Raw genomic sequence first — 20,041 nt, 5'->3', positions numbered from 1 at the left:
TCGATGAACAGCCTGTCGCCGCGTTATCGGCGACAGGCGTCTTTCTCAGAGCCCGGCCGCGGCCTCTGCCACGAGCGACGCGTGGTCCGCGGGTTTGACCTTCCGCCAGACAGCCCGGATCCGACCTTCGCTGTCGACAAGGAACGAGCTGCGCTCCATGCCGAAATAGGTCCGTCCATACATGGATTTTTCGACCCAGACGCCATAGGCGTCGGCAAGCACATGCCCTGCGTCACTCGCGAGCGGAAAGGTCAGGCCGAATTTCCCGGCGAAGCGATCGAGCGCGGGAACCGGATCGGGGCTGACCCCGATGACCGTCAGGTCAAGCTTGCCGAGCTGCGGCAGCGCTTCCTGGATACCGCAGGCCTGCGTGGTGCAGCCCGGCGTATCCGCTTTCGGGTAGAAATACAGAAGATACGGCCGGCCTGCGAGCTTGCTGCTCGAAACGCTCGTCCCGCCCGATGCGGGCAGGTCGAACGCAGGAGCCGGATCGCCGATTCCGGGCAGGGCGCGTGCAGGGTCTGACATGTCCCGACCCTGCCCGTTCGCGGCGAACCGATCAAGCGTCACGCGCGGGTTTCAGTAACCCGGATAACCATAGGCAACCGGCGGCGGCGCATAAGCGACAGGCGGCGGCGGTGCCGCGTACACGACGCGCGGCGGCGGCGCATACACAACCGGCGGCGGGGGCGCATAGCCATAGCCGTGATTGACGGCTCCAGCCGCAAGCGCTCCGACGGCCAGACCGCCGATCACGCCGCCGACAACGGCGCCCGGCCCCCAGCCATGGCGATAATACGGGCGATGATATCCGTAGCCCGGACGGCCCCACCCATGGTTGCCCCATCCCTGGGCCTGGGCGGCGGGCGCCATCGCAACGGCGCCGAACGTGCCGGCGCTCAGAAGGCTCGCGGCGATCAGGCTGACACGTGCAAAACGACGCATGGATTCCTCCTCGGTTCAATCGATGGACACCGCGCGGGGCGCTGCGTCCTCAAGATGGAATATCGGCGCGCACCATGACGTTTTTGAGACGTATCGGCCACAATTGCCCGACGAATTGTAACAGACGGCCTGTTCGGCCCCTATCTATTGCGGAGCCTGTCGCACGAGCCTGAAGCCAGACGGAACAGCGAAGATCTCGTCCGAAATCGCATCGCGCGAGACCGCTTGCGCGGTGAGCATGACGACACCACCACGCGTCGCCTGAAGCAGAAGCCCATCGTCCGTATAGCAGACGTCGGCCGCCTGCCGGTCGGTGTCCTCGCTTTCCCAGACCGTGCAGTTCTGCCCGGCCACCTGAAGCGCGGAACCGGTTTTTCGCCAGACGCCATCGGCTGGCGTACCGGGTGCCAGAAAGGACGCCGAAGGAGATCCCGAGACCGTTGCGGTCTGATGCGTCCTGTCGAACACGACCATCACATGGGTCTTGTAATCGCTGACCATGTAGGTCGCGGCCCCGTCGATATCGAGACGCTGACGCCAGCGACGGGCACTCCATCGCATGCGCTGATGCATGACGCTGCCGTTCGGCGCCGTCATCCGATAGGTCACGTCAGAATCGACAAGTGGTGTTACGAGAGGCGCATCGGCCGCCTGTGCAACGCCGCCGATGCACGCAAGCGTCCCGAGCCAGAGTCCGGCCCGGATCGAGTTCAGGATCGTCACGTTACTGCGGGGGCACCGCGCCGGGTGCGGCCCCCGTGACCGGCCCGTTGCCTGCCCCGGGAGCGCCGGCACCGGCACCGCCCGAATGCGGCTTGATCTGCTCGTAGCCGCTGGGCGGCTGGAACTGGCTGCTTGGAACCGGGCCATACTGAACGGTCTGCGCCGTCAGCTGCCCCTGGGCACCATCCGCGTCGACGCCGGATTCGGACAGGATCACGCCATCGTCCGTGACGCATGCCTGCGCCGAACCGTGATCGGTGGAAATCGCCCATTTGTTGCACGCAAGGCCTGCGACCGTTGCCGTGCCGGCAGGCGTGTAATGCATCGACATGCTCAGCAGAAACGGATTGCGCAGGCCGCTGCGCGGCGAAAACTGCATGTAGATCTTCTGCATCGTGCTCACGAGCGTCACGAGCTGGTTCTGCCGATCGAGGATCGTGATCGACTTGCCGCCATTGCCGTCGATCCGAAGCAGGTTGCCGTCGCCCGAGAATGCGACTTTCACCGGAATGGGTGTGGGCGAACCCTGCGGCTGCACCGTGTAGTCCACGGTAACGTCGCGTGTCGGCGCGAGCGGCGGATGCTGGGATGACGGATCGGCGAATGCTGCGCCCACCGGGGCGCAGGACAGGGCCAGTGTGCCGAGCAGCATCATATGACGGCGTGTGGGAAGCATGAACATGATCGTCTTTGAACCTCGCCTTTTCTGACGTCGATCAAACTCCAAATGCCCTGCCGCCGAAACCCCCAAATCCCCCTGCGGCCCGCATCATGCCCGAACAGCCCTGACGGCCCGCAGTTCTTCACCCAGGGCATCGAGAGAAAACGAGTCCGGCCAGTGCGAATAGTGCGAGAGCGCCTCCGCCAGCCGGTCGTGATAGGCGCCGGCTGAAATTTCGCGGCAGCCGAAGCGGGCCAGATGGTCTGTCCGGTACTGGGCATCGAGCAGCGAAAACCCGCCCTGTCGCAGGCCCGCGACCAGATGCACCAACGCGACCTTCGATGCGTCGGTCATGTGAGAAAACATGCTTTCGCCGAAGAACGCGCCGCCAAGTGCGACGCCATACAGACCTCCGACGAGCTTGCCGTCGTGACGGACCTCGACCGAATGGGCGTAGCCCATGTCGTGCAACGCGACATAAAGCCCCGTCAGCCGCGTACTGATCCACGTGTCTTCCCGCCCATGGGCCGGTGCCGCACACGCATTCATGACCTCGCAAAAGGACGTGTCCGCACTGACCTCGAACCGGCCGCCGAGCACCGTGCGCATGAGTTTGCGGGAAGCATGGAAGTCATCCAGCGGCAGCACGCCTCGATGCTGCGGCGAGTACCATTCGATCGCATCACTGTCCCGGGCCGGCGCCATCGGAAACAGGCCAGCGGCATAAGCCCGCAACAAAAGCTCGGGCGTTACGATCAGACCCTGGTCGATGGCGGCTCTCTCCTTGTGCTCCGAACGGCGCGCTCGCTAGAATGACGGCAAGACATTAACCTATCCTGACAGCGCGGCCGCGGCATCGACCCGGTTGTCGCAAAGGACACCCCATGCCCCTGGCCTTTTATTACCTTTTCGGCGCCGTGGGCTTTGCCGCCTTCGCGCTGCTGGACCCGCGCTATCTCGGTCTCGCGAAAACGGTCGGCTCCCTGTATCTGATCCTCATGGTCGTCTGGGGCGTGATCGACACGATCCAGTATTGGCCCCGGCGGAAACGGGGCCTGAATCGTAGCTGAGGCCTCTTACGCCATCGACACATCCGGCTTGGGCCGGTTTGCATTCATCGACTCCGCACTCTGACGCACAGCAGGCCCATAGGCACGTTCGAGCCTGCGGATGGTGAAATGCGCCCGTGCCAGCGCACGATAATGCGACAGGAAAGCCGCATTGAGCGACGCACCGCACAGAGCACCCGCCACCGGCACCATCTGCGCCGTGAAGCGACGGGACAGTCCAATTCCGTATTGTGCGGCAGCTTCAGCCACAAGCATGACGATCGGACGTCCGCGAAGCAGGGCCCGAGCCGAGAAAAACCCGAGCTCGCTTTCTTCCGTCCCACGCTCCGCCGGGAAACTGCGCAACGCGAAAACCTCGATGCAGGCCCGCCGCGTCTCCGGGTCGTGCAGATCCTCGCCCTCCTCTCGCGCGATCTCGGCGATCTCCCGCATGATCGTCAGCGTCGTGAAGCCGATGTCAGGCACGACACCTGCAATGCCGCCGAATCCGCCGATAGCGCCCGAGACGGCGACCGCCGCCTGCGCCGCCGGCTCCCGCCAGGCCGCACGCGGTGCACCGCCCGGAGCGCCGACACCCAGGGCCGCGATATCGAATGCACGCACGATGGCGGTTTCCGCCAGCCCCTGAAGCTTTGCCTGCAGCCCGGGCGCCATGCCCATGCCACGCACGCCCAGACGGGCCGCCTGCCCGACCGCGCTCCCCATCAGGTCAGCCAGCCGAACCAGCACCCCGCGCCCGTGCTCGAGCCGATCAAGCACGGTCTGAAGCTCCTTCAGCGCCGGTTCGTCGAGCGTGAGCGACGTCAACTCGGCGGTGATCGGGGCATAGCCCTGCGTTTCAGTCATCGTATCGGGTTCCTCCTGAAGGACATCATGTGTCCGGCACATGAACATCGTCTGCATCCAGCCTCCTTCATCGGAAGGCCGGGCCGGTGCTCATCGCGTCGGAAACGAAACATCGTTCATTAATGCTACGGCCATCTTTCCGTGCGACACGCAACCCGTAACGTCTGCAGGGACTGCTTGGCTGCATGGCGCACGCATATCTGGTGTCCGGTCCAAACCGGGAGCATGGTTCGGAGTTGAATGTGGCAACGATCCGACAAGACAGGAAACGCAGGACATGATCAGGAATAGACAGTCGGCCGATCATCAGGGCACGGCAGGTTCGCTTCTGGCCCTGATCGCCGGCATGGCAGCAACGGGCACTGCCCTTGCATTGCCGCCCATGCAGATGGACCCGTCGGACATCGCGCCCGCCAACCGGAACATGACGCCTGCGCAACAGGTGGCACTCCCCGATGGAGGCGCCCCCCCGCCGCCGCACGGCTATACCGAAGTGACCGATACCGATCCGCGGCTTGCCCCCTACAGTGCCGACATCACCTCGCGTCAGGGGCCCGGCCTTCCGCCCGTCGGCGCGCACCAGAATATCAACGACGACAACAGCGTGCCCTCGCATTTCTCGGTTGCCGGCATTCCGGTGAAGTTCAATGCACCGGTCACGCCGCCCTACGACACGGATTTCACGTACGGCAATTATGCCGGCAGTTCGGGCCGGAACTACAACGGATCGGGCGTCGCCGCCTACGGCACCGCCGCCCGCCCGCAGCCCCAGCCATAAGTTCCAAGGGGCGCGCTACGTCCTGTAGCCGCCCATGGCGCAGATCTTGTCCCACTCTTCCCGGGTCACCGAGGAGACCGACAGGCGGGACTGACGCACGAGGGCCATGCCGGACAGGCTCCCGGATGCCTTGATGTCCGCGAGTGCGACCGGCTTCGGCATCGGGCCGCAGGCTTTCACATCCACGCAGACCCAACTGCCTTTCGCGTCCTGTGCCGTCGGATCCGGATAGGCTTCACGCACGATCCGGACGACGCCGACCACAGCTTTCTCGCTGACCGAATGGTAGAAGAAGGCAAGATCGCCCACGCGCATCGCCTCGAGATTGCGCTTGGCGAGGTGGTTTCGGACGCCGGTCCATGGTTCGACATCGTGGTCGACCTGCTGGGCCCAAGAGAACGACTCCGGCTCCGATTTAATCAGCCAATACTGCATCCGGCCTCCATGGTTCATGCTCACCGATCTGTGTGATCGGTATAATGCGTCAGGCAAAGGGTTTCCGGGAGGCGCATTTCGCCGTATGTCCGCTTGTGACATCCAATGTCAGAAGCGCTGCCGAGGGCGCCGGAGCCCGTATCATCGTGACCCTGCCTGCAACCTCTCGTATCCCGCCGCAAACTGCCCGCCCCAGCCGTCCGGGCTTCATGAACCGGTTTGCCAATCCCGGCCAGTTCATGCGGCTGTCGTCCGTATTGCTGCCATGGTTGAGCGGTGCTGCAGTCCTGACGCTGACGGTGGGGATCATCTGGGGATTGTTCTATGCGCCGGCCGACTGGCAGCAGGGCGATACGGTCCGGATCATGTATGTCCACGTCCCGATGGCATGGCTTGCATCGCTCGGCTACTTCTCGCTTGCGGTCTGCGGTGCGCTGTCGCTGATCTGGCGCCATCCGCTGGCCGATCTGGCAGCACTCGAAATCGGGCCCGTGGGCGCGGTTGCGACCTTCATCTGCCTTGCAACCGGTTCGCTCTGGGGCGAACCGATGTGGGGGACATGGTGGGTCTGGGATGCGCGACTGACCTCGGTCCTCGTGCTGTTCTTCCTGTATCTCGGTCATATCGCGCTGATCCGGGCCTTCGACGAACCGGCTCGCGGCTATCGCGCCGCCGCCATTCTGGCGATCGCAGGTGCCGTTGACCTGCCGATCATCAAGTTCAGCGTCCAGTGGTGGAACACGCTGCACCAGCCCGACAGCATCACGCTGACCGGCGCGCCCACGATGTCGATGACGATGCTCGCACCGTTGTTCATCTGCATGGCGGGCTTCTCGCTCGGTTTCGCGGCCGTTGTCATGGCACGACTGCGCGCGGCATTGATGGAAACGCGCGCGCGTCAGCTTCTGTCGCGCCGTCATGCCGACAGGGAGGCTGCATGACCCATCTGCCTTATATCGTCGCGGCCTATGCGCTGGCGCTCGGCGCCTCCGCCGTGCTCGGGATCGGCGCCGTCATCCGGTTGCGCCGGGCACGACAGGCGCTGGCGCTCGTCGGGCGCTCGTTTCCGGAAGGTCGCCCGTCGTGAAACGTGGTCTCACGCGCAAGACGCGGCGTCTCTGGCTGGTCGTGTTCTGCCTGGGTGGTCTCGGAATCACGACGGCGCTCGTCCTGAACGCGTTTTCGTCGAACATCGTCTTCTTCATGGCGCCCAGCCAGGTGCGGGCTCATCCTCCCGGCTCCGACCGGACGATCCGTCTCGGCGGGATGGTGGTAGCCGGTTCGGTGAAGCGCGAGACCGAAGGCGAAACGCCGATCGCGCGCTTTGACGTGACCGACGGTCAGGCGGCCATTCCCGTGCGCTATGCCGGCATCCTGCCCGACCTGTTCCGCGAGGGGCAGAGCGTGGTCGCTATCGGCGAGATGAAAGGCGACGGCAGCTTCCGCGCATCCGAGGTTCTCGCCAAGCATGACGAGACCTACATGCCGAAGGAAGTGGCCGAGGCGCTCAAGCGCTCCGGCAAATGGGATCCGCGCTTCGGCAAGGCTCCCGACGCTGCAAGCTGGGACACGATGACGCGCGCGGAAGCCCGGCAGATGGATACCAAGACGGCGCAGGCCGGAGGATAGGCATGTTCGGACCGGAACCCGGCCATTTCGCGCTGGCGCTGGCCTGCGTCCTGGCCCTGCTGCAATTCGTGGTCCCGCTGTGGGGGGCGCATCGCGGCAATGCCCGCCTCGTCGCCCTGGCACCGGGCCTTGCCTTCGCACAATGCCTGGCACTTGCAGCCTCGTTCCTGTGCCTGGTCATCTCCGCCGTGCGCGACGATTTCTCGGTGCAGAACGTGGCGGCCAATTCGGCGGCCGCCAAACCGCTGCTCTACAAGATCACGGGCGTGTGGGGGAACCACGAGGGGTCCATCCTACTGTGGGCGCTGATCCTGGGCATCTGCGGTGCGGCAGTCGCGAGTTTCGGCCGCGGTCTTCCGGCGATCCTGCGCGGGCGGGTTCTCGCAATCCTCGGCGGCGTCTCCTGCGGATTCCAGCTCTTCTGCCTGTGGACATCAGACCCGTTCGACCGGGTCTGGCCCGCGCCGATGGATGGTCAGGGCATGAACCCGCTGCTGCAGGATCCCGGCCTCGCCTTCCATCCGCCCATTCTCTACACCGGCTATGTCGGTTTCGCCGTGCCGTTCGCCTTCGCGATCGCAGCCCTGATCGAAGGCCGGGTCGACGCGGCATGGGGGCGGTGGGTGCGCCCGTGGGCGGTGGCTGCCTGGTGCTTCCTGACCTGCGGCATCGCGCTGGGCTCGTGGTGGTCATATTACGTGCTCGGCTGGGGCGGCTACTGGTTCTGGGATCCGGTCGAGAACGCATCGCTGATCCCGTGGCTGACGGGTACGGCGCTGGTCCATTCCGCAATCGTCGTGGAAAAGCGTGAGGGTCTGAAGATCTGGACCGTGCTGCTGGCGATCGCCACGTTCTCGTTCTCGCTTTCGGGCACGTTCCTCGTCCGCTCCGGCATCCTGAATTCGGTCCATGCCTTTGCGCAGGACCCCGCGCGCGGCGTCTTCATCCTGGCGCTACTGGCGGTGGTCATCGGCGGCTCGCTGATGCTGTTCGCCTGGCGTGCGCCCTCGCTGGTCACTGGCGGGCTGTTCGCACCGCTGTCGCGTGAAGGCGCGCTGGTCCTGAACAACATACTCCTGTGTTCGATCTGCGCCGTTGTCGTGACCGGCACGATGTATCCGCCGTTCATGCAGCTGCTCGCAGGCCGGACGATCTCGGTCGGCAAGCCGTTCTTCGATGCGGCCACCATTCCGCTGACCGTCCTCCTGCTCGCATTCATGGCGTTCGGCACCATGCTGCCATGGAAGCGCGCCCGACTAGGCGCGGTCCTGCCGCGCCTCCTGGTGCCGGCCATCGCCGCCGTCATCGCGACCGTGTGCGCGATCTGGCTGCTGTCGGGCCTGTTGCCGATCCTGTGCGCGATCGGCGCCGTCTGGGTCATTGCCGCAAGCCTCATGGATCTCGCGCAGCGGGTGTCCCTGTTCCGCGTGCCACTGAGCGCGAGCCTGACACGCGCGCGCGCCCTGCCGCGCTCCGCCTTTGGGGCGGCGATCGCCCATATCGGTGCAGGCATCACAATTCTGGGCCTGTGCGGCATGTCACAGGCGCAGCACGCGATCGTCGAGGTCCCGGTCGGTCATACCGAGCGTCTTGCGGGCTATGACTGGACGCTCGAAAATGTGCGCGCCATGCCGGGGCCGAATTATCAGGCCACCGTTGCGACCATCGTCGTGCGCCATAATGACCGGATCATCACTGTGCTCCATCCTTCGCGGCGTGATTTCTCCAGTCAGAACCAGATGACGACCGAGGTCGCCATCCGCACCAACCTGATCTCCGATCTCTATGCCGTCGTCGGCGAACACCACGGCAGCGGACCCGATCAGACCTATATCCTGCGCCTGCACTACAATCCGCTCGCGCCCTGGATGTGGCTGGGCGGGCTGGTCATGGCGATCGGCGGCGGGCTTTCCCTGTCCGATCGCAGGCTTCGGGTCGGTGCACCGCGTCGCGCACGCACGTCTTCCGGCGTGCTGGCATCATGAGCGCTCAGGACAGCGCGCATGACACGCACCGCCAGGCGACGCGACGACGGTTGCTGACGGCAATCCCGCTGGCCGGTGCCGGGCTGCTCGGCATCGGGTTCTGGCGGATGCTGGGCCATATGGGCGACGGCAGTTTCGATCCGCGCGCCATCGATACACCCATCATCGGCCGGACAGTCCCGACATTCGCCCTCCCCGGACTCGGGTCGCATGCAGGCTTCACGGCCTCCGAGCTGTCGGCGCAGGGAAAGCCGATCCTGCTCAATTTCTTCGCCTCGTGGTGCATTCCCTGCATCGCGGAAGCGAAGGCGTTGCAGGCGATCGCAACCAGAATTCCCGTCTGGGGCATTGCCTACAAGGACCGACCGGACGACGCGCTGGGCTTCCTCGCCCGCGACGGCAACCCGTTCGCGCAGGTAGCCCAGGATCATGACGGAACGGCCGCGATCGACTGGGGCGTGTCGGGAGTGCCAGAGACATTCCTGATCCTGCCCGGCGGACGCATCGCTTGGCACTACTCCGGCGGGCTGGAACCGGACGCCTACGAGCGCCAGATCGCGCCGCAGCTGCACCGCGCCGGGCTGCCGACATGAAGCGCGTATTGCTGACCCTCCTGTTCGTCATGGGCATGGCGCTTCCGGCGCTGGCGGTGGACGATCCGTCCGAGATGCTGCCCAACCCCGCGCAGGAACATCGGGCAGAGCGGATCGGGTCGCAGTTGCGGTGTCTCGTCTGCCAGAACGAGTCGATCGAGGACAGCTCCGCACCTCTGGCCCGCGACCTGCGGCATGTCGTGCGCCAGCACGTTGCGGCCGGCGAGAGCGATCGCCAGATCATGACCTGGATGACGCAGCGCTATGGCGATTTCATTCGTCTGCGTCCCCGCCTGACCCTGGAGACGGCCCTTCTGTGGGCGATGCCGGCCCTCGCCCTGCTGATCGGCGTCGGTCTGGCGGTCATGAGTTTCCGCCGTCGCAATACTCCCCCGCCTGACCTGACCGAGGCCGAACGCGCCCGACTGACTGATTTGAGCGACCCGATTGCATGATGTGGCTTGGTATTGTCCTGATCTGCGCGGTGGCGCTGCTGCCCGCGCTGGTCAGCCTGCGTCGCGCGCCGCGCCCCCGTTCCGAACGCGAGTCCGCGCTGGCGCTCTATCGCGGGCAGCTTGCGGAACTTGATCGCGATCACGCAGGCGGCCTGATCGGCGCTGCGGAATACGACGCCGCCCGTCTTGAGATCCAGCGTCGCCTGCTGGCCGCCGATCGGTTGCAGGACGCCGAGATCGTCCCTCCGCGGCGCAGCCGGGCCGGCTGGATTCTGGCAACCATTCCCGTCCTGGCTTTTGCACTCTACCTCACGAATGGCCATCCGAGCCTGCCCGCCCAGCCTCTCAGCCTGCGCCACACGCCACAGGATGCGAAGAGCGATGCGTTGATCGCGGAACTGCGTAACGGTCTTTCAGGGCTTGCGCCAACCGACCCGCGTTATGCACAAGGCTATTTGCTGCTCGGACAGGCCGAAGCCTCCCGTCAGCATTATGCGGCGGCGGCCCGTGCCTGGCATCGCGTGCTGGATCAGAAGTTCGATCCCATGCTGGCGCTGCAGACCGCCGAGGCGCAGACGCGCGCCGAGGGCCATGTCAGTGCCGACAGCCTTGCACTCTACAAACAGGCAATCCCCGCCATTCCGCAGGACGCACCGTATCGCATGAGTATTGAAGCCCGCATCGCCGAGGGAGAGCACGATGCGTCTGCCACCCGTTGAAGTTGATGCCGAAACAGCGCCGTTGCCGATGCTCGAGCCGGAATTGCGAGCGGTCGAGATCTGTCCGATCTGCCGGGCCAAGATGCGCCGGACGAGCGAGTTGTGCCCGCAATGCGGTGCCGAACGTCAGTATGGCCCGACCCGCATCGAATCGCTGATCTGCACCGGGCTTGGCATGGTGGCCGTCCCTTCGCTGATCCTCACCCTGGTCAAGCCTTCACCCTGGCTGGCACTGTTCGTCGTTATCGGCGGACTCCTGGGCTTTTTCGTCGCCAACGTCCGCTTTGGCGGAGACCGGTGGATCCGCAAACGTCACGCATAGGCCCCGATGGCCCACGCTCGAATGCCGCGTTCATCGAGCGCTGCCGCATTCCGGCGTGATCGTCGTCCAGACCCGGCCGCACTTCGCCGGGCTCGTGGAGCCTGACACCGCATCGCTTTCAAGGCAGCGCGTCGGCACAAAAGACAGTCTTGTCCCGACGTCCGTTCAAAGATGACCGGCCGATCCCGCCACGGCATCTGCGTCCCGTGACGGATCAGGGCGCAGGCCCGGTCAGCTCCGCATAGAATTGCACAGTCTCCCTGATCTTCCTCTCCCGCATGAACGATGAGAGGTCATATGCACGCGGTTGCGCCTCCCGCAGACGGAGCAGTCCGTGCATCAGGGCGTCATCGTCTTCCGGCGGCACGAGAATCGCCGTCCGGTCATCGAGAATGTCTGTCACACCGCCGGCCCGCGTTGCCAGAATGGGCAAGTCCGCAGCCATGGCCTCGAGCAGGACGAGGCCGAACGGCTCACGACGCGACGGCAGGACGAACCCGTCAAAAGCCGGTAGCAACCGACGCAGGTCGGGACGAAAGCCCATGAAGGTGACGCCTGGCGATGCAAGCTGCGTCAGCGCCGGCCGCTCCGGCCCGTCTCCGAACAGGAACAGCCTGCTGTCGGCAAGGCGCGGATCGGCACGTGAAGCAGCGGCGAACGCCCGCAGAAGGCTCGCGAAGCCTTTCTCCGGCACGAACCGCCCGGCAGCGACCAGGATGAAATCGTGTTCTGCGATCCCCAGAACGGCGCGTGCCTCCTGCCGGCTCAGCATCGGCACGGGATTGAGCCAGTTGCCGATGACACGATGGGGAATGCGTGACGGAATGGCGCTGCTCTGCCAATGCGCGATGCAGATGAGCGCATCGTGACCGGCATAGGCCCGAGGGCGATAGGCATTGTGGAGCGTGGCCACGAGCTTCGCCCGACCGCGCAACGGCCGCAGGAGACGCGCCCGCGCGCTGGCCCGGCCCAGGTGCGTATGGATGATATCGAAGCGCTCCCGAAGGAGCAGGCTGGCCAAGCCGGCCGCATACCCCTTGCGGCCTGCCCGCAGCACGCGGGGACCGGGGCGTAGGATGTCGGCGATGTCGGCGCCGGTGGCCGGATCGTGCGTGTCGCGTTCGAGCAGGAGCGTAACGTCATGATCGGCGCTCAGGGCTTCCGTCAGCCCGGCAACGTGACGCTCGGTGCCCGCGAGTTCATGCGTCGAGAGACAATGCAGGAGACGCACGGGCGCTGTCTGTCAGCCGCGTCCGCCCATGCCGCCACCACTCAGGCCGCCTTCGAGCGGCGTCAGCACGGCGCGGCGGGGATTACGCGCCGTGCGCTGCTTCGGCGGCCGCTGTTCGCACGAGATCAGATAGATGCCGATGACGAACACGACATAGGAAAGCGTGAAGAACCAGCAGCCCAGCGCCAGTTGCGGCGGGGCTTCCGCGCCCTGCCAGGCGGCCAGCAGCGCGAACGGGATCGACATGGGCCGCATCCCGGACAACATCGGCCGCAGCGGATTGGGCTGGCCCCGACGCACGAGCTGTCGCACACGGCTGATGCCCACGAAGAACGCCAGCCCGACGCACCATACGAGCACGTTGAACATGGCGTCGCCGATGGCCATGTGACCGACGATGATCATCATCGCGATCGCGACACCCGACAGCAGGATCGCGCCGAGCTGACAGCTCATGCCGATGTCGATGGCAGGCCACCGCTCGGGAAGCCGGTCGGCGATCGGCTGCCAGACATGCTCGAGCAGCCAGGAATCGATCTGATTGATGCGGTCACCGATGGACATCGCAGCGATATAGCGAGCGCGCGCGCGATTTGCACCCCTGATGCGTCGTCATTGGCATATCGGACCGCCGGACATGGACACCATGGCGATCCGCGCGGTTAAGTGGGCTGAACGACGTCCAACCGTCCGGAGTATCCGAACCGTCATGTTATCCGAGAAGCTGTGCCCGCCCGCCGCCCACGCCCGTTGCCGAGGCGCGGCAAAAGCCGCACTCGCCGTCCTTCTTTCCCTCGGCACGTCCGGCATCGCGATGGCGCAGCAGGCCCCCCTGCGTGCCACGCTGGATAACGGGTTGCGTGTCGTCATCGTCCCGGACCATTTGGCGCCGGTCGTCAGCACGGAAATCAACTACCTCGTCGGATCGTCGGACGCTCCGGACGGCTTCCCCGGCACCGCCCATGCCCTCGAACACATGATGTTCCGCGGCACGAAAGGCCTGAGCGGCGATGCGCTCGATGCGATCGGGGCGCGCGTGGGCGGCGACAACAACGCCGACACGACCGAGGACGTCACCCAGTACTTCTATACCGCACCCATCGAAGACCTCGGCATCCTGCTGCGCGTCGAAGCCGACCGGATGCGCAACCTGACGCTGTCGGACGCCGACTGGAGCACGGAACGCGGCGCAATCGAGCAGGAGGTCTCACGCGATCTCTCAAGCCCGATCTATCGCTACACGGCCCAGCTGCGCGGCATCATGTTCGCAGGCACGCCCTATGCCCATGACGCGCTCGGCACGCGCCCGAGCTTCGACCGGACGGACACGAAGCTGCTGCACAGCTTCTACGATTCCTGGTACGCGCCGAACAACGCGATCCTCGTCATCGTGGGCGATGTTAATCCGCAGGCCACCCTGTCGCAGGTTCGCGCGGCTTTCGACGGTATCGCAAGACGCCCCCTGCCCCCGCGCCCGGCCTTCTCGCCGGAGCCGGTCACGGCGAAGACACTGTCTCTCGACACCGATCTTCCGATCGGGCTTGCGACAATGGCCTGGCGGATGCCCGGGCTTCGCGCACAGGATTTCGCGGTCGCGGACATCCTCTCCGACGTGCTCGGCTCCAACCGCTATGCCCTCTATGGTCTCGTGCCCCAGGGTCGGGCCCTGACGGCCGGCTTCGACTATATCGCAACGCCTCAGGCGTCGTTCGGTGTGGCCCTCGCCGGCTTCCCGAAGGGTGCTGATCCGAAGCCGTTCATGGAGTCGATGCGCGTCGTGATTGCCGATGCCCGCGCGCATGGCGTTCCGGCCGATCTCGTGGAAGCGGCCAAGCGCCGCGAGGTCGCGCAGCTTGAGTTCAATGCCAATTCGATCAGCGGTCAGGCCAGCGCGTGGTCGCAGGCGCTGGCGTTCTCCGGCCTGTCGTCCCCGCAGGATGTGATCCGGGCGTATCAGGCCGTCACGCCTGCGCAGGTGAACGCTTTGGCCGCGCGCCTGCTGACGCCGGAGACCGCCATTACGGCCAATCTGATCCCGAGCGAACGCAACGCACCGATGGGTGCCGGCGGGTTCGGCGGCTCCGAGTCCTTCTCCAAGCCGCCGGCAGCGGGCACGAAGCTACCGGATTGGGCCAGTGCTGCCCTTGCGCGTCTGGCCGTGCCCACGCCGCCCGCCACACCGGCTGCCTTCACGTTGCCGAATGGTTTGCGCCTTCTGGTCCTGCCGGAGCATGTCAGCCACACGATCCAGCTTTTCGGCTCGATCCGTCAGAACGCCAATCTGGAGGAACCGAAGGGCAAGGAAGGTGTCGCTTCCCTGACGGACGCCCTGTTCGAGTATGGCAGCACGAGCCGGGACCGGCTGGCGCTGGCCAAGGCGCTCGATGATATCGCAGCCGACGAAAACGCGGGTGCGAATTTCGCGCTTGGCGTGCTGACGCCGGACTTCGACAAGGGGCTTGCGATCCTTTCGGATAACGAGCTGCATCCCGCCTTCCCCGGCCAGGCTTTTGCAATCCTGCAGCGTCAGGCCGCGATGTCTCGCGCAGGCGTCATGCAGTCGCCTGACTATCGCTTCCGCCGCAGCGAACTCCGCGCGCTCAACGTGCCCAGTGATCCTGCTCTGCGTGAAGCAACGCCCGAGAGCATCGCCCATCTGACGCTCGATGATGTCCACGCATTCTATACCCATGCTTTCCGCCCCGACCTGACGACTATCGTCGTCGTGGGCGACACGACGCCCGAGGCTGCTCACGCCGCGATCCTGAAGGCGTTCGGCGGATGGACGGCCAACGGTCCGAAGCCGCTGGTGGATTCGCCACCCCGGCCGGACAGCCGCGCGTCCAAGGCCGATACCCCCGATCCCGGCCGCTCGCAGGACGACGTGACCCTTGCGGAGACCATGGGCCTGACGGTCAGCAACCCGGATCGATACGCGCTTCAGGTCGGCAACGAGGTTCTTGGCGAAGGTTTTACATCGCGCCTGCTGCAGGATCTGCGCGTGCGCACGGGCTATGCCTATTTCGCAGGCAGCAGTGCCCAGATCGGGCGTACCCGCAGCGCGTTCGTGGTGAATTTCGGCGCCGATCCGGACAAGGCCGGCGCCGCGACGAAGGCCGCGATCCGGGACGTCTCGGCGATGCGCGATACGATGGTCACCGATGACGAGCTGGTGCAGGCCAAGGCTGGTTTGCTGCGGCGCATGCCGCTGCAGCGGGCGAGCTTCGCGGGCCTTGCCGGACTCTATCTGCGCCTTGCCGATCTGGGCGAGCCGCTGGATACGCCCGCGCATTCGGCACAGGCGATCTACGCGGTTACCGCGGCAGACGTTCAGACGGCGTTCCGCACCTGGGTGCGGCCGGCCGATCTGGCGGAACTGATCCTGGGTCCCCAGTCGCACTGACATGAAAAAGGGCCGCTCCGAACGGAGCGGCCCCAATATTGAACGCCCGAGGCGTGGAGGCCGGCCTCCACGCCTGTCAGCGCGGGATCAGGACAGCAGGCCTTCCTGCTTCAGAACGCCCAGCGCATGACGGATGCGATGACCATACGTGTGCTCCGCCTTCGTGCGCGCCTGCGCCCGCTTGGCTGTCTCGAGCACGGCTTTCGGATCGTCGATGTACTGGGCGACGAGACGATCGAAATCGACCTTGTTCGAGAAGACCGGGATCTCGTCCTTCGCGTAGTAGCGGTGGATCTCGTAGGTGTCCTCGTGGAACACCTGGAACGCACCGGCCAGTGCCGCTTCGAACGTGCGGGGGCCCGGCGTCGACGGCGCGATCATGAAGCGCTTGTTTTCGAAATGCAGCGACCGCCCCAGGTTGAGCACGATCTTCGAACGGCGATACAGCTCGATAAGCTGCGCCTTCTCGATCCGCGCGTCCGAGAAGCCGATCCCGAGTTCGCCCCAGCCGGGACCCACGATCTTGATGTTCAGGTTGCGCAGGGTCGGCAGCAGGTTGCGCACGATATCCTTGCGGCTCGTGAACGCGACACCACAGAACAGGACGTCGATCGTCTTCTCGACCTCCTCGTCGATCGGCACGTAGTGCAGCTTCGGGCAGGCCGCGAGCGGTAGATGGAACGCGCGTTCACGCTGCCAGAAATTGGTGCCCCAACGATCGCAGGAGAACACGACGTCGAAGTCGTGCGAGACGCGATAGTTGGCGTCCTGCTCGTAGGGATCTTCCGTCGCCCAGAAGACGGTGACCGCGCCGACCTTCTTCGCCTCGCGGCAGACCTCGCCGAAATAGGTGCTCTCGGGCAGGTAGGAGCCGATGGCAAAGACGATCGTGGGCTTCAGCCACTCGATCGAGGCAGCCGCGCCGCTGATATGCACGGCATGAGTGTTTTCCTCGCCGAACACCTCGGCCCAGCCGGCCATGATGGACTCGCGGATCTGCGCATTGGCCTGGGACTCATAGCGGCCGCCGCTGCAAACCAGCACGCGGCCGGAAATCGCGCTGGCCTGCACGGTCATGGTGTCGGCGGAACTGGTCTTGGATGGCGGCATCGAGCGGTCCAATTCTCAAAAACGAGGGGCATCTGGAAGGCAGAGGAAAAAGGTCGGGGTTCGCGAGCGGCTCAGACCATGCAGCTCTCCAGAATCTCCGACAGGGTCTCGCGGAAGCGTTCAGGTGCGCAGTCCTGCGAGACGGCGAAGATCGCACCTTCGCGGATCGTCTCCCAGAGTGCGGGATCATCATGGAGTCGCGCCACGGCCTGTGCGAAGGCCAGAGGATTGCCATTGCCGCCGGACACGATTTCCCTGTCCGGCTGCCAGCCGAGCTGCCCGATCAGGAGATCGGTCGCAACCGCAGGAAGTCCGTACGCCGCCGCCTCGTGCAACTTGAACGGCAGACCGCCCGCAAAGCGCGTCGGGGCGATGAAGACCCGGTGCGCATCATAGAGCGGCTCGAGATCGTCAACCGGCCCCAGCAGCTCGACCCGCGCATGCAGCCCCAAGGGACCCGGATCGACTGACGGATGCAGGAAGCCCGCGATCCGCACCTTCACGCCGGGCGCCAGCATCCCGTCGAGAAGCGGCAGCACGCCCTGGACGAACCACAGCAGCGCATCGTGATTGGGCGAGCCCTCGTCATGCAGCGCGCCAATGAACAGAATATCGCTGCGCTCGGCAAAGGGGCGTGGCGTCGGCATGACATGCGCCAGATGCCCGAGCGTCGAGACGTTGTCGTAACCCGCGCGCCGGATCAGGGCCGCGTCGGCTTCGGTGACGGCTACGATCCGCTGGCAGAAATGGGCCGACTCCAGTTCCAGACGCAGAAGCTCGTCCATGCTCTCCGCAGGCATGGGGAGCCCCAGCACCTCGGCCCGGCGCAGCGTGCGCGGCGTTGCCACCACCTCGGTATCGAGCACCGCGCCGCCCGGGGGCAGATAGCGGCTCATCTCGTTCATGATCGGCAGAAGACGCGCCATGTTATGGACACGCCCGATCCAGACCAGATCGTAATAGCCCGCGCGATCCTGCAGGAATTCGGCGAAATCCGCGAGGCTGCGATCGGCGATCAGCTCGACCGTCTCGGGGAAGTCCCGATAGAGCGTCACGACGTCGACACGGCGCGGCAGCACTGGAAACACCGTGACCTGATGACCCAGCGCTGCCATTTCGCGCACGACATCGTTCGACCGCACATATCCCGAACCAAGCGCCCGTAGCGGCAGCCGATCCTCGATGTAGAGGATCCGCCGACCCGCGCCGCGACGACCGCGCGCCAGCACGGCATTGCGAACATGCGCCGGCTGCTGGTGGCGCAGGAAATCCGCGTGCTGGCGCGCGAAGACACGATGATTGGTCCGGATCAGGGTCTGTGAACCCACGCTTCCCGAACTGCCGAATTCCAGATGCTCGACCACGGCGAGCGGCTCATAGACGATCCGCGCGCCGCGCTTCGTCAGCCGCAGGCAGAGATCGGCATCCTCGAAATAGGCCGGGCGATAAGTCGGATCATAGCCGCCCAGAGCACGCATCAGATCGGCCCGGACGAGCAGACAGGCTGCCGAGCTGTAATCGACATCGCGCACGAAATTGGCTTCGGTAACGCCGGGATCGTCCTCCCTGCGGTAACCATAGGTTGCGCCGTCACGCCAGATGATGGAGCCCGCTTCCTGAAGCCGCATGTTGGTGCGGATCAGCTTCGAGCCCACGGCCCCGATCGTTGGATCCGCGTGAAGTCTGCGCAGCATGTGCGCGATAGCGCCCGGATAAAGCCGCAGGTCGTTGTTGAGCAGCAGCACGGCCGGCGCCCGGGCCAGTTTCAGCGCGGCGTTGCAGCCTTCGAGATAACCCAGATTGTATCGGTAGTTCAAAACGCGGGCCCCAGGCACCAGCGTCTCGAAATGCCGGCTGTCGTCGTGCGATCCCGAATTGACCAGCAGCAGTTCGATGTTGCCGCCATAGTTCGCCCTGAGCGACGCGAGCGCCATCATCGTCAGCGCCAGCTGGTCGTGGACCACGACAATCACGCTGATTTCGGGAACGCCGGATGTGTGAAAGGCGGCCGGCCGACGAATGAGGCCCGGGAGCAGGGCCTCGGCTTCACGCACGAACATCGCGCGCGTCGCGGCTTCGTCCGGCGGGGCCGTATCCATCGGATATTGTGTACCTGACAGGCCAAATCCTGCGCCACCGACCTGCCGTGCGACATAATGCGCATACGCATCGGGATAGAGGCCGTCTTCAATATCGGCGCGCACGCGCGGCTGCGCTGCGTAACTGCGCAGATCCACCCCCGGCGCGGGTGTGCGTCCCTCACAGGCGCCGAATCCCACGAAGTGCTCGTATCCGTTGCGGAAATGACCCTCGGTGATGCTGGGCATCACGTCCGGATTCTGTTCCGCGTAGTGCGCTTCCGAAAAGAACGGCTGCGGGTCAAAGAGCCGCGGCGTGTCGTTGGTCAGATAATGGTGCAGTGCCGAGCGATAGACGCCTTCGGCGATCTCCTGCGCGACGTCGGGATATGTCTGCAGATACCAGACCGGATCGAAATACCAGGAAACGCGCCCGGAATCGGCGACGGCTGCATCAGCGGAGAGATAGCCCGAGAACAGCGATCGACCGTTGAAGGCCGCGTCGTGCCGGAAGGTTATGTCTTCGCACAGGGAGGCATCGAAGAACGCATGGGGCTTCGAAAATCCCAGCGCGCCGACTGCAAGAAAATGATCGTAGCCATTGGCGAATCCCTGTTCCGCCAGACGGGCATCTGTCAGTGCGGGGTGCGCCCACCGATAGGCGGATTCCGAAAACAGCCAGTGCGGGTCGCGGTCATGACAGCCCTCGGCGCGATAATGGGCGAAGCCTGACTGGACCTCGTTGCGCGCGATGCTGCGATAAATGTCGGGATAGACCTGTCGATACCAGTTCTCGTCAAAGAACGGATTGGGAGAGTGGCCGTAGCGCTGTCCGATCTCCGTATAGAAATCCTGCGCACTCGGGATGTGCTCGCGCTCCATCCATTCCGGAACTTCAGGATACGTCCGCAGGTACCAGGCTTCATCGAAAACCGACCATACCGGTGCCCGATCGGTTGCTGCTGCGCGCGCGCCGGTTTTTTCAGACTGCATTTCTTCGGTCGACACGCTGGGATCGGTCCTCTTGCAGGTGTCGGGCCGCCACGATGGGCAGCCCG

The 20,041-nt window shown here is 65.1% G+C and carries 22 protein-coding genes; 11 read left to right on the top strand and 11 right to left on the bottom strand.

Going from position 1 to position 20,041, the window contains the following annotated elements; genetic code table 11:
- Nucleotides 1–45 precede the first annotated feature (45 nt).
- The 5 genes from bcp to aat form a co-directional block, all read right to left on the bottom strand.
- Complete coding sequence (gene bcp / locus B8446_RS01850) at nt 46–528, bottom strand: thioredoxin-dependent thiol peroxidase (protein WP_048846702.1); 483 nt, start codon at nt 526–528, stop codon at nt 46–48.
- 51 nt (nt 529–579) lie between these two features.
- On the bottom strand, nt 580–945 hold the full coding sequence (locus tag B8446_RS01845) for a hypothetical protein (protein ID WP_048846571.1): 366 nt from the start codon (nt 943–945) through the stop codon (nt 580–582).
- A gap of 144 nt (nt 946–1,089) precedes the next feature.
- Nucleotides 1,090–1,668 carry a hypothetical protein gene (locus B8446_RS01840; RefSeq protein ID WP_241767587.1) on the bottom strand — a complete coding sequence of 193 codons (579 nt, stop codon included), beginning with the start codon at nt 1,666–1,668 and terminating at the stop codon, nt 1,090–1,092.
- A gap of 1 nt (nt 1,669) precedes the next feature.
- Nucleotides 1,670–2,344, bottom strand: a complete 675-nt coding sequence (locus tag B8446_RS01835; RefSeq protein WP_148505798.1) for a hypothetical protein — start codon at nt 2,342–2,344, stop codon at nt 1,670–1,672.
- 93 nt (nt 2,345–2,437) lie between these two features.
- On the bottom strand, nt 2,438–3,034 hold the full coding sequence (gene aat / locus B8446_RS01830; protein ID WP_048846697.1) for a leucyl/phenylalanyl-tRNA--protein transferase: 597 nt from the start codon (nt 3,032–3,034) through the stop codon (nt 2,438–2,440).
- Between the two features lie 179 nt (nt 3,035–3,213).
- On the opposite strand from aat, the gene B8446_RS01825 reads away from it, so the two are divergent.
- Nucleotides 3,214–3,399, top strand: a complete 186-nt coding sequence (locus B8446_RS01825) for a hypothetical protein (RefSeq protein ID WP_048846569.1) — start codon at nt 3,214–3,216, stop codon at nt 3,397–3,399.
- Nucleotides 3,400–3,405: 6 nt separating this feature from the next.
- On the opposite strand, the gene B8446_RS01820 is transcribed toward B8446_RS01825, so the two are convergent.
- Complete coding sequence (locus tag B8446_RS01820) at nt 3,406–4,245, bottom strand: EcsC family protein (RefSeq protein ID WP_048846695.1); 840 nt, start codon at nt 4,243–4,245, stop codon at nt 3,406–3,408.
- Nucleotides 4,246–4,522: 277 nt separating this feature from the next.
- Between B8446_RS01820 and B8446_RS01815 the strand changes: the two genes are divergently transcribed.
- Complete coding sequence (locus B8446_RS01815) at nt 4,523–5,023, top strand: hypothetical protein (RefSeq protein ID WP_053053623.1); 501 nt, start codon at nt 4,523–4,525, stop codon at nt 5,021–5,023.
- A gap of 15 nt (nt 5,024–5,038) precedes the next feature.
- Here the strand turns inward: B8446_RS01815 and B8446_RS01810 are convergent, their stop codons facing one another.
- Nucleotides 5,039–5,458, bottom strand: a complete 420-nt coding sequence (locus B8446_RS01810) for an EVE domain-containing protein (protein ID WP_048846567.1) — start codon at nt 5,456–5,458, stop codon at nt 5,039–5,041.
- Between the two features lie 209 nt (nt 5,459–5,667).
- On the opposite strand from B8446_RS01810, the gene B8446_RS01805 reads away from it, so the two are divergent.
- Genes B8446_RS01805 through B8446_RS01775 form a run of 8 tightly spaced genes read left to right on the top strand, consistent with a single transcriptional unit; the run spans nt 5,668 to nt 11,161 of the window.
- Nucleotides 5,668–6,399 carry a heme ABC transporter permease gene (locus B8446_RS01805; RefSeq protein ID WP_048846691.1) on the top strand — a complete coding sequence of 244 codons (732 nt, stop codon included), beginning with the start codon at nt 5,668–5,670 and terminating at the stop codon, nt 6,397–6,399.
- Nucleotides 6,396–6,545, top strand: a complete 150-nt coding sequence (locus B8446_RS16395) for a hypothetical protein (protein WP_199484026.1) — start codon at nt 6,396–6,398, stop codon at nt 6,543–6,545. The genes B8446_RS01805 and B8446_RS16395 overlap by 4 nt, the downstream gene beginning before the upstream one ends.
- Nucleotides 6,542–7,087, top strand: a complete 546-nt coding sequence (ccmE, locus tag B8446_RS01800; RefSeq protein ID WP_048846565.1) for a cytochrome c maturation protein CcmE — start codon at nt 6,542–6,544, stop codon at nt 7,085–7,087. Before B8446_RS16395 ends, ccmE begins: the two co-directional genes overlap by 4 nt.
- A gap of 2 nt (nt 7,088–7,089) precedes the next feature.
- On the top strand, nt 7,090–9,072 hold the full coding sequence (locus tag B8446_RS01795) for a heme lyase CcmF/NrfE family subunit (RefSeq protein WP_048846564.1): 1,983 nt from the start codon (nt 7,090–7,092) through the stop codon (nt 9,070–9,072).
- Nucleotides 9,069–9,665, top strand: coding sequence for a DsbE family thiol:disulfide interchange protein (locus B8446_RS01790; protein ID WP_048846562.1), 597 nt, complete (start codon nt 9,069–9,071; stop codon nt 9,663–9,665). The genes B8446_RS01795 and B8446_RS01790 overlap by 4 nt, the downstream gene beginning before the upstream one ends.
- Nucleotides 9,662–10,120: a cytochrome c-type biogenesis protein gene (locus B8446_RS01785; protein WP_048846560.1), complete on the top strand. Its 459-nt coding sequence runs from the start codon at nt 9,662–9,664 to the stop codon at nt 10,118–10,120. The genes B8446_RS01790 and B8446_RS01785 overlap by 4 nt, the downstream gene beginning before the upstream one ends.
- Nucleotides 10,117–10,839 (top strand): c-type cytochrome biogenesis protein CcmI, encoded by a 723-nt coding sequence (gene ccmI, locus B8446_RS01780; RefSeq protein WP_048846558.1) that lies wholly within the window; start codon nt 10,117–10,119, stop codon nt 10,837–10,839. Before B8446_RS01785 ends, ccmI begins: the two co-directional genes overlap by 4 nt.
- Nucleotides 10,840–10,867: 28 nt before the next feature.
- Nucleotides 10,868–11,161, top strand: coding sequence for a hypothetical protein (locus B8446_RS01775; RefSeq protein WP_048846689.1), 294 nt, complete (start codon nt 10,868–10,870; stop codon nt 11,159–11,161).
- A 214-nt stretch (nt 11,162–11,375) separates the two neighbouring features.
- Here the strand turns inward: B8446_RS01775 and B8446_RS01770 are convergent, their stop codons facing one another.
- Together B8446_RS01770 and B8446_RS01765 are read right to left on the bottom strand one after the other, a co-directional pair.
- On the bottom strand, nt 11,376–12,392 hold the full coding sequence (locus B8446_RS01770) for a glycosyltransferase (RefSeq protein WP_084711984.1): 1,017 nt from the start codon (nt 12,390–12,392) through the stop codon (nt 11,376–11,378).
- Between the two features lie 12 nt (nt 12,393–12,404).
- Nucleotides 12,405–12,956: a hypothetical protein gene (locus B8446_RS01765; RefSeq protein ID WP_241767586.1), complete on the bottom strand. Its 552-nt coding sequence runs from the start codon at nt 12,954–12,956 to the stop codon at nt 12,405–12,407.
- Between the two features lie 82 nt (nt 12,957–13,038).
- Between B8446_RS01765 and B8446_RS01760 the strand changes: the two genes are divergently transcribed.
- On the top strand, nt 13,039–15,795 hold the full coding sequence (locus tag B8446_RS01760) for a M16 family metallopeptidase (protein ID WP_373277117.1): 2,757 nt from the start codon (nt 13,039–13,041) through the stop codon (nt 15,793–15,795).
- 87 nt (nt 15,796–15,882) lie between these two features.
- On the opposite strand, the gene B8446_RS01755 is transcribed toward B8446_RS01760, so the two are convergent.
- On the bottom strand, nt 15,883–16,905 hold the full coding sequence (locus B8446_RS01755) for a CgeB family protein (protein WP_148505797.1): 1,023 nt from the start codon (nt 16,903–16,905) through the stop codon (nt 15,883–15,885).
- A 71-nt stretch (nt 16,906–16,976) separates the two neighbouring features.
- Complete coding sequence (locus B8446_RS01750) at nt 16,977–19,991, bottom strand: glycosyltransferase (RefSeq protein ID WP_241767585.1); 3,015 nt, start codon at nt 19,989–19,991, stop codon at nt 16,977–16,979.
- Nucleotides 19,992–20,041: the final 50 nt, after the last annotated feature.

Origin of the sequence: Tanticharoenia sakaeratensis NBRC 103193, from assembly GCF_000963885.1 — a bacterium.
Taxonomy (GTDB): domain Bacteria; phylum Pseudomonadota; class Alphaproteobacteria; order Acetobacterales; family Acetobacteraceae; genus Tanticharoenia; species Tanticharoenia sakaeratensis.
The sequence above is the reverse complement of the archived record's forward strand: the minus strand, read 5'-3'. Positions and strand labels throughout refer to the sequence as shown.

What these genes read in the sequence shown, in the direction of transcription:
- bcp (WP_048846702.1), bottom strand. Translation starts at nt 528, where the DNA reads ATGTCAGACCCTGCACGCGCCCTGCCCGGAATCGGCGATCCGGCTCCT.
- B8446_RS01845 (WP_048846571.1), bottom strand. Translation starts at nt 945, where the DNA reads ATGCGTCGTTTTGCACGTGTCAGCCTGATCGCCGCGAGCCTTCTGAGC.
- B8446_RS01835 (WP_148505798.1), bottom strand. Translation starts at nt 2,344, where the DNA reads ATGCTTCCCACACGCCGTCATATGATGCTGCTCGGCACACTGGCCCTG.
- aat (WP_048846697.1), bottom strand. Translation starts at nt 3,034, where the DNA reads ATGGCGCCGGCCCGGGACAGTGATGCGATCGAATGGTACTCGCCGCAG.
- B8446_RS01825 (WP_048846569.1), top strand. Translation starts at nt 3,214, where the DNA reads ATGCCCCTGGCCTTTTATTACCTTTTCGGCGCCGTGGGCTTTGCCGCC.
- B8446_RS01820 (WP_048846695.1), bottom strand. Translation starts at nt 4,245, where the DNA reads ATGACTGAAACGCAGGGCTATGCCCCGATCACCGCCGAGTTGACGTCG.
- B8446_RS01815 (WP_053053623.1), top strand. Translation starts at nt 4,523, where the DNA reads ATGATCAGGAATAGACAGTCGGCCGATCATCAGGGCACGGCAGGTTCG.
- B8446_RS01810 (WP_048846567.1), bottom strand. Translation starts at nt 5,458, where the DNA reads ATGCAGTATTGGCTGATTAAATCGGAGCCGGAGTCGTTCTCTTGGGCC.
- B8446_RS01805 (WP_048846691.1), top strand. Translation starts at nt 5,668, where the DNA reads ATGAACCGGTTTGCCAATCCCGGCCAGTTCATGCGGCTGTCGTCCGTA.
- B8446_RS16395 (WP_199484026.1), top strand. Translation starts at nt 6,396, where the DNA reads ATGACCCATCTGCCTTATATCGTCGCGGCCTATGCGCTGGCGCTCGGC.
- B8446_RS01795 (WP_048846564.1), top strand. Translation starts at nt 7,090, where the DNA reads ATGTTCGGACCGGAACCCGGCCATTTCGCGCTGGCGCTGGCCTGCGTC.
- B8446_RS01790 (WP_048846562.1), top strand. Translation starts at nt 9,069, where the DNA reads ATGAGCGCTCAGGACAGCGCGCATGACACGCACCGCCAGGCGACGCGA.
- B8446_RS01785 (WP_048846560.1), top strand. Translation starts at nt 9,662, where the DNA reads ATGAAGCGCGTATTGCTGACCCTCCTGTTCGTCATGGGCATGGCGCTT.
- ccmI (WP_048846558.1), top strand. Translation starts at nt 10,117, where the DNA reads ATGATGTGGCTTGGTATTGTCCTGATCTGCGCGGTGGCGCTGCTGCCC.
- B8446_RS01775 (WP_048846689.1), top strand. Translation starts at nt 10,868, where the DNA reads ATGCTCGAGCCGGAATTGCGAGCGGTCGAGATCTGTCCGATCTGCCGG.
- B8446_RS01765 (WP_241767586.1), bottom strand. Translation starts at nt 12,956, where the DNA reads ATGTCCATCGGTGACCGCATCAATCAGATCGATTCCTGGCTGCTCGAG.
- B8446_RS01760 (WP_373277117.1), top strand. Translation starts at nt 13,039, where the DNA reads ATGGCGATCCGCGCGGTTAAGTGGGCTGAACGACGTCCAACCGTCCGG.
- B8446_RS01755 (WP_148505797.1), bottom strand. Translation starts at nt 16,905, where the DNA reads ATGCCGCCATCCAAGACCAGTTCCGCCGACACCATGACCGTGCAGGCC.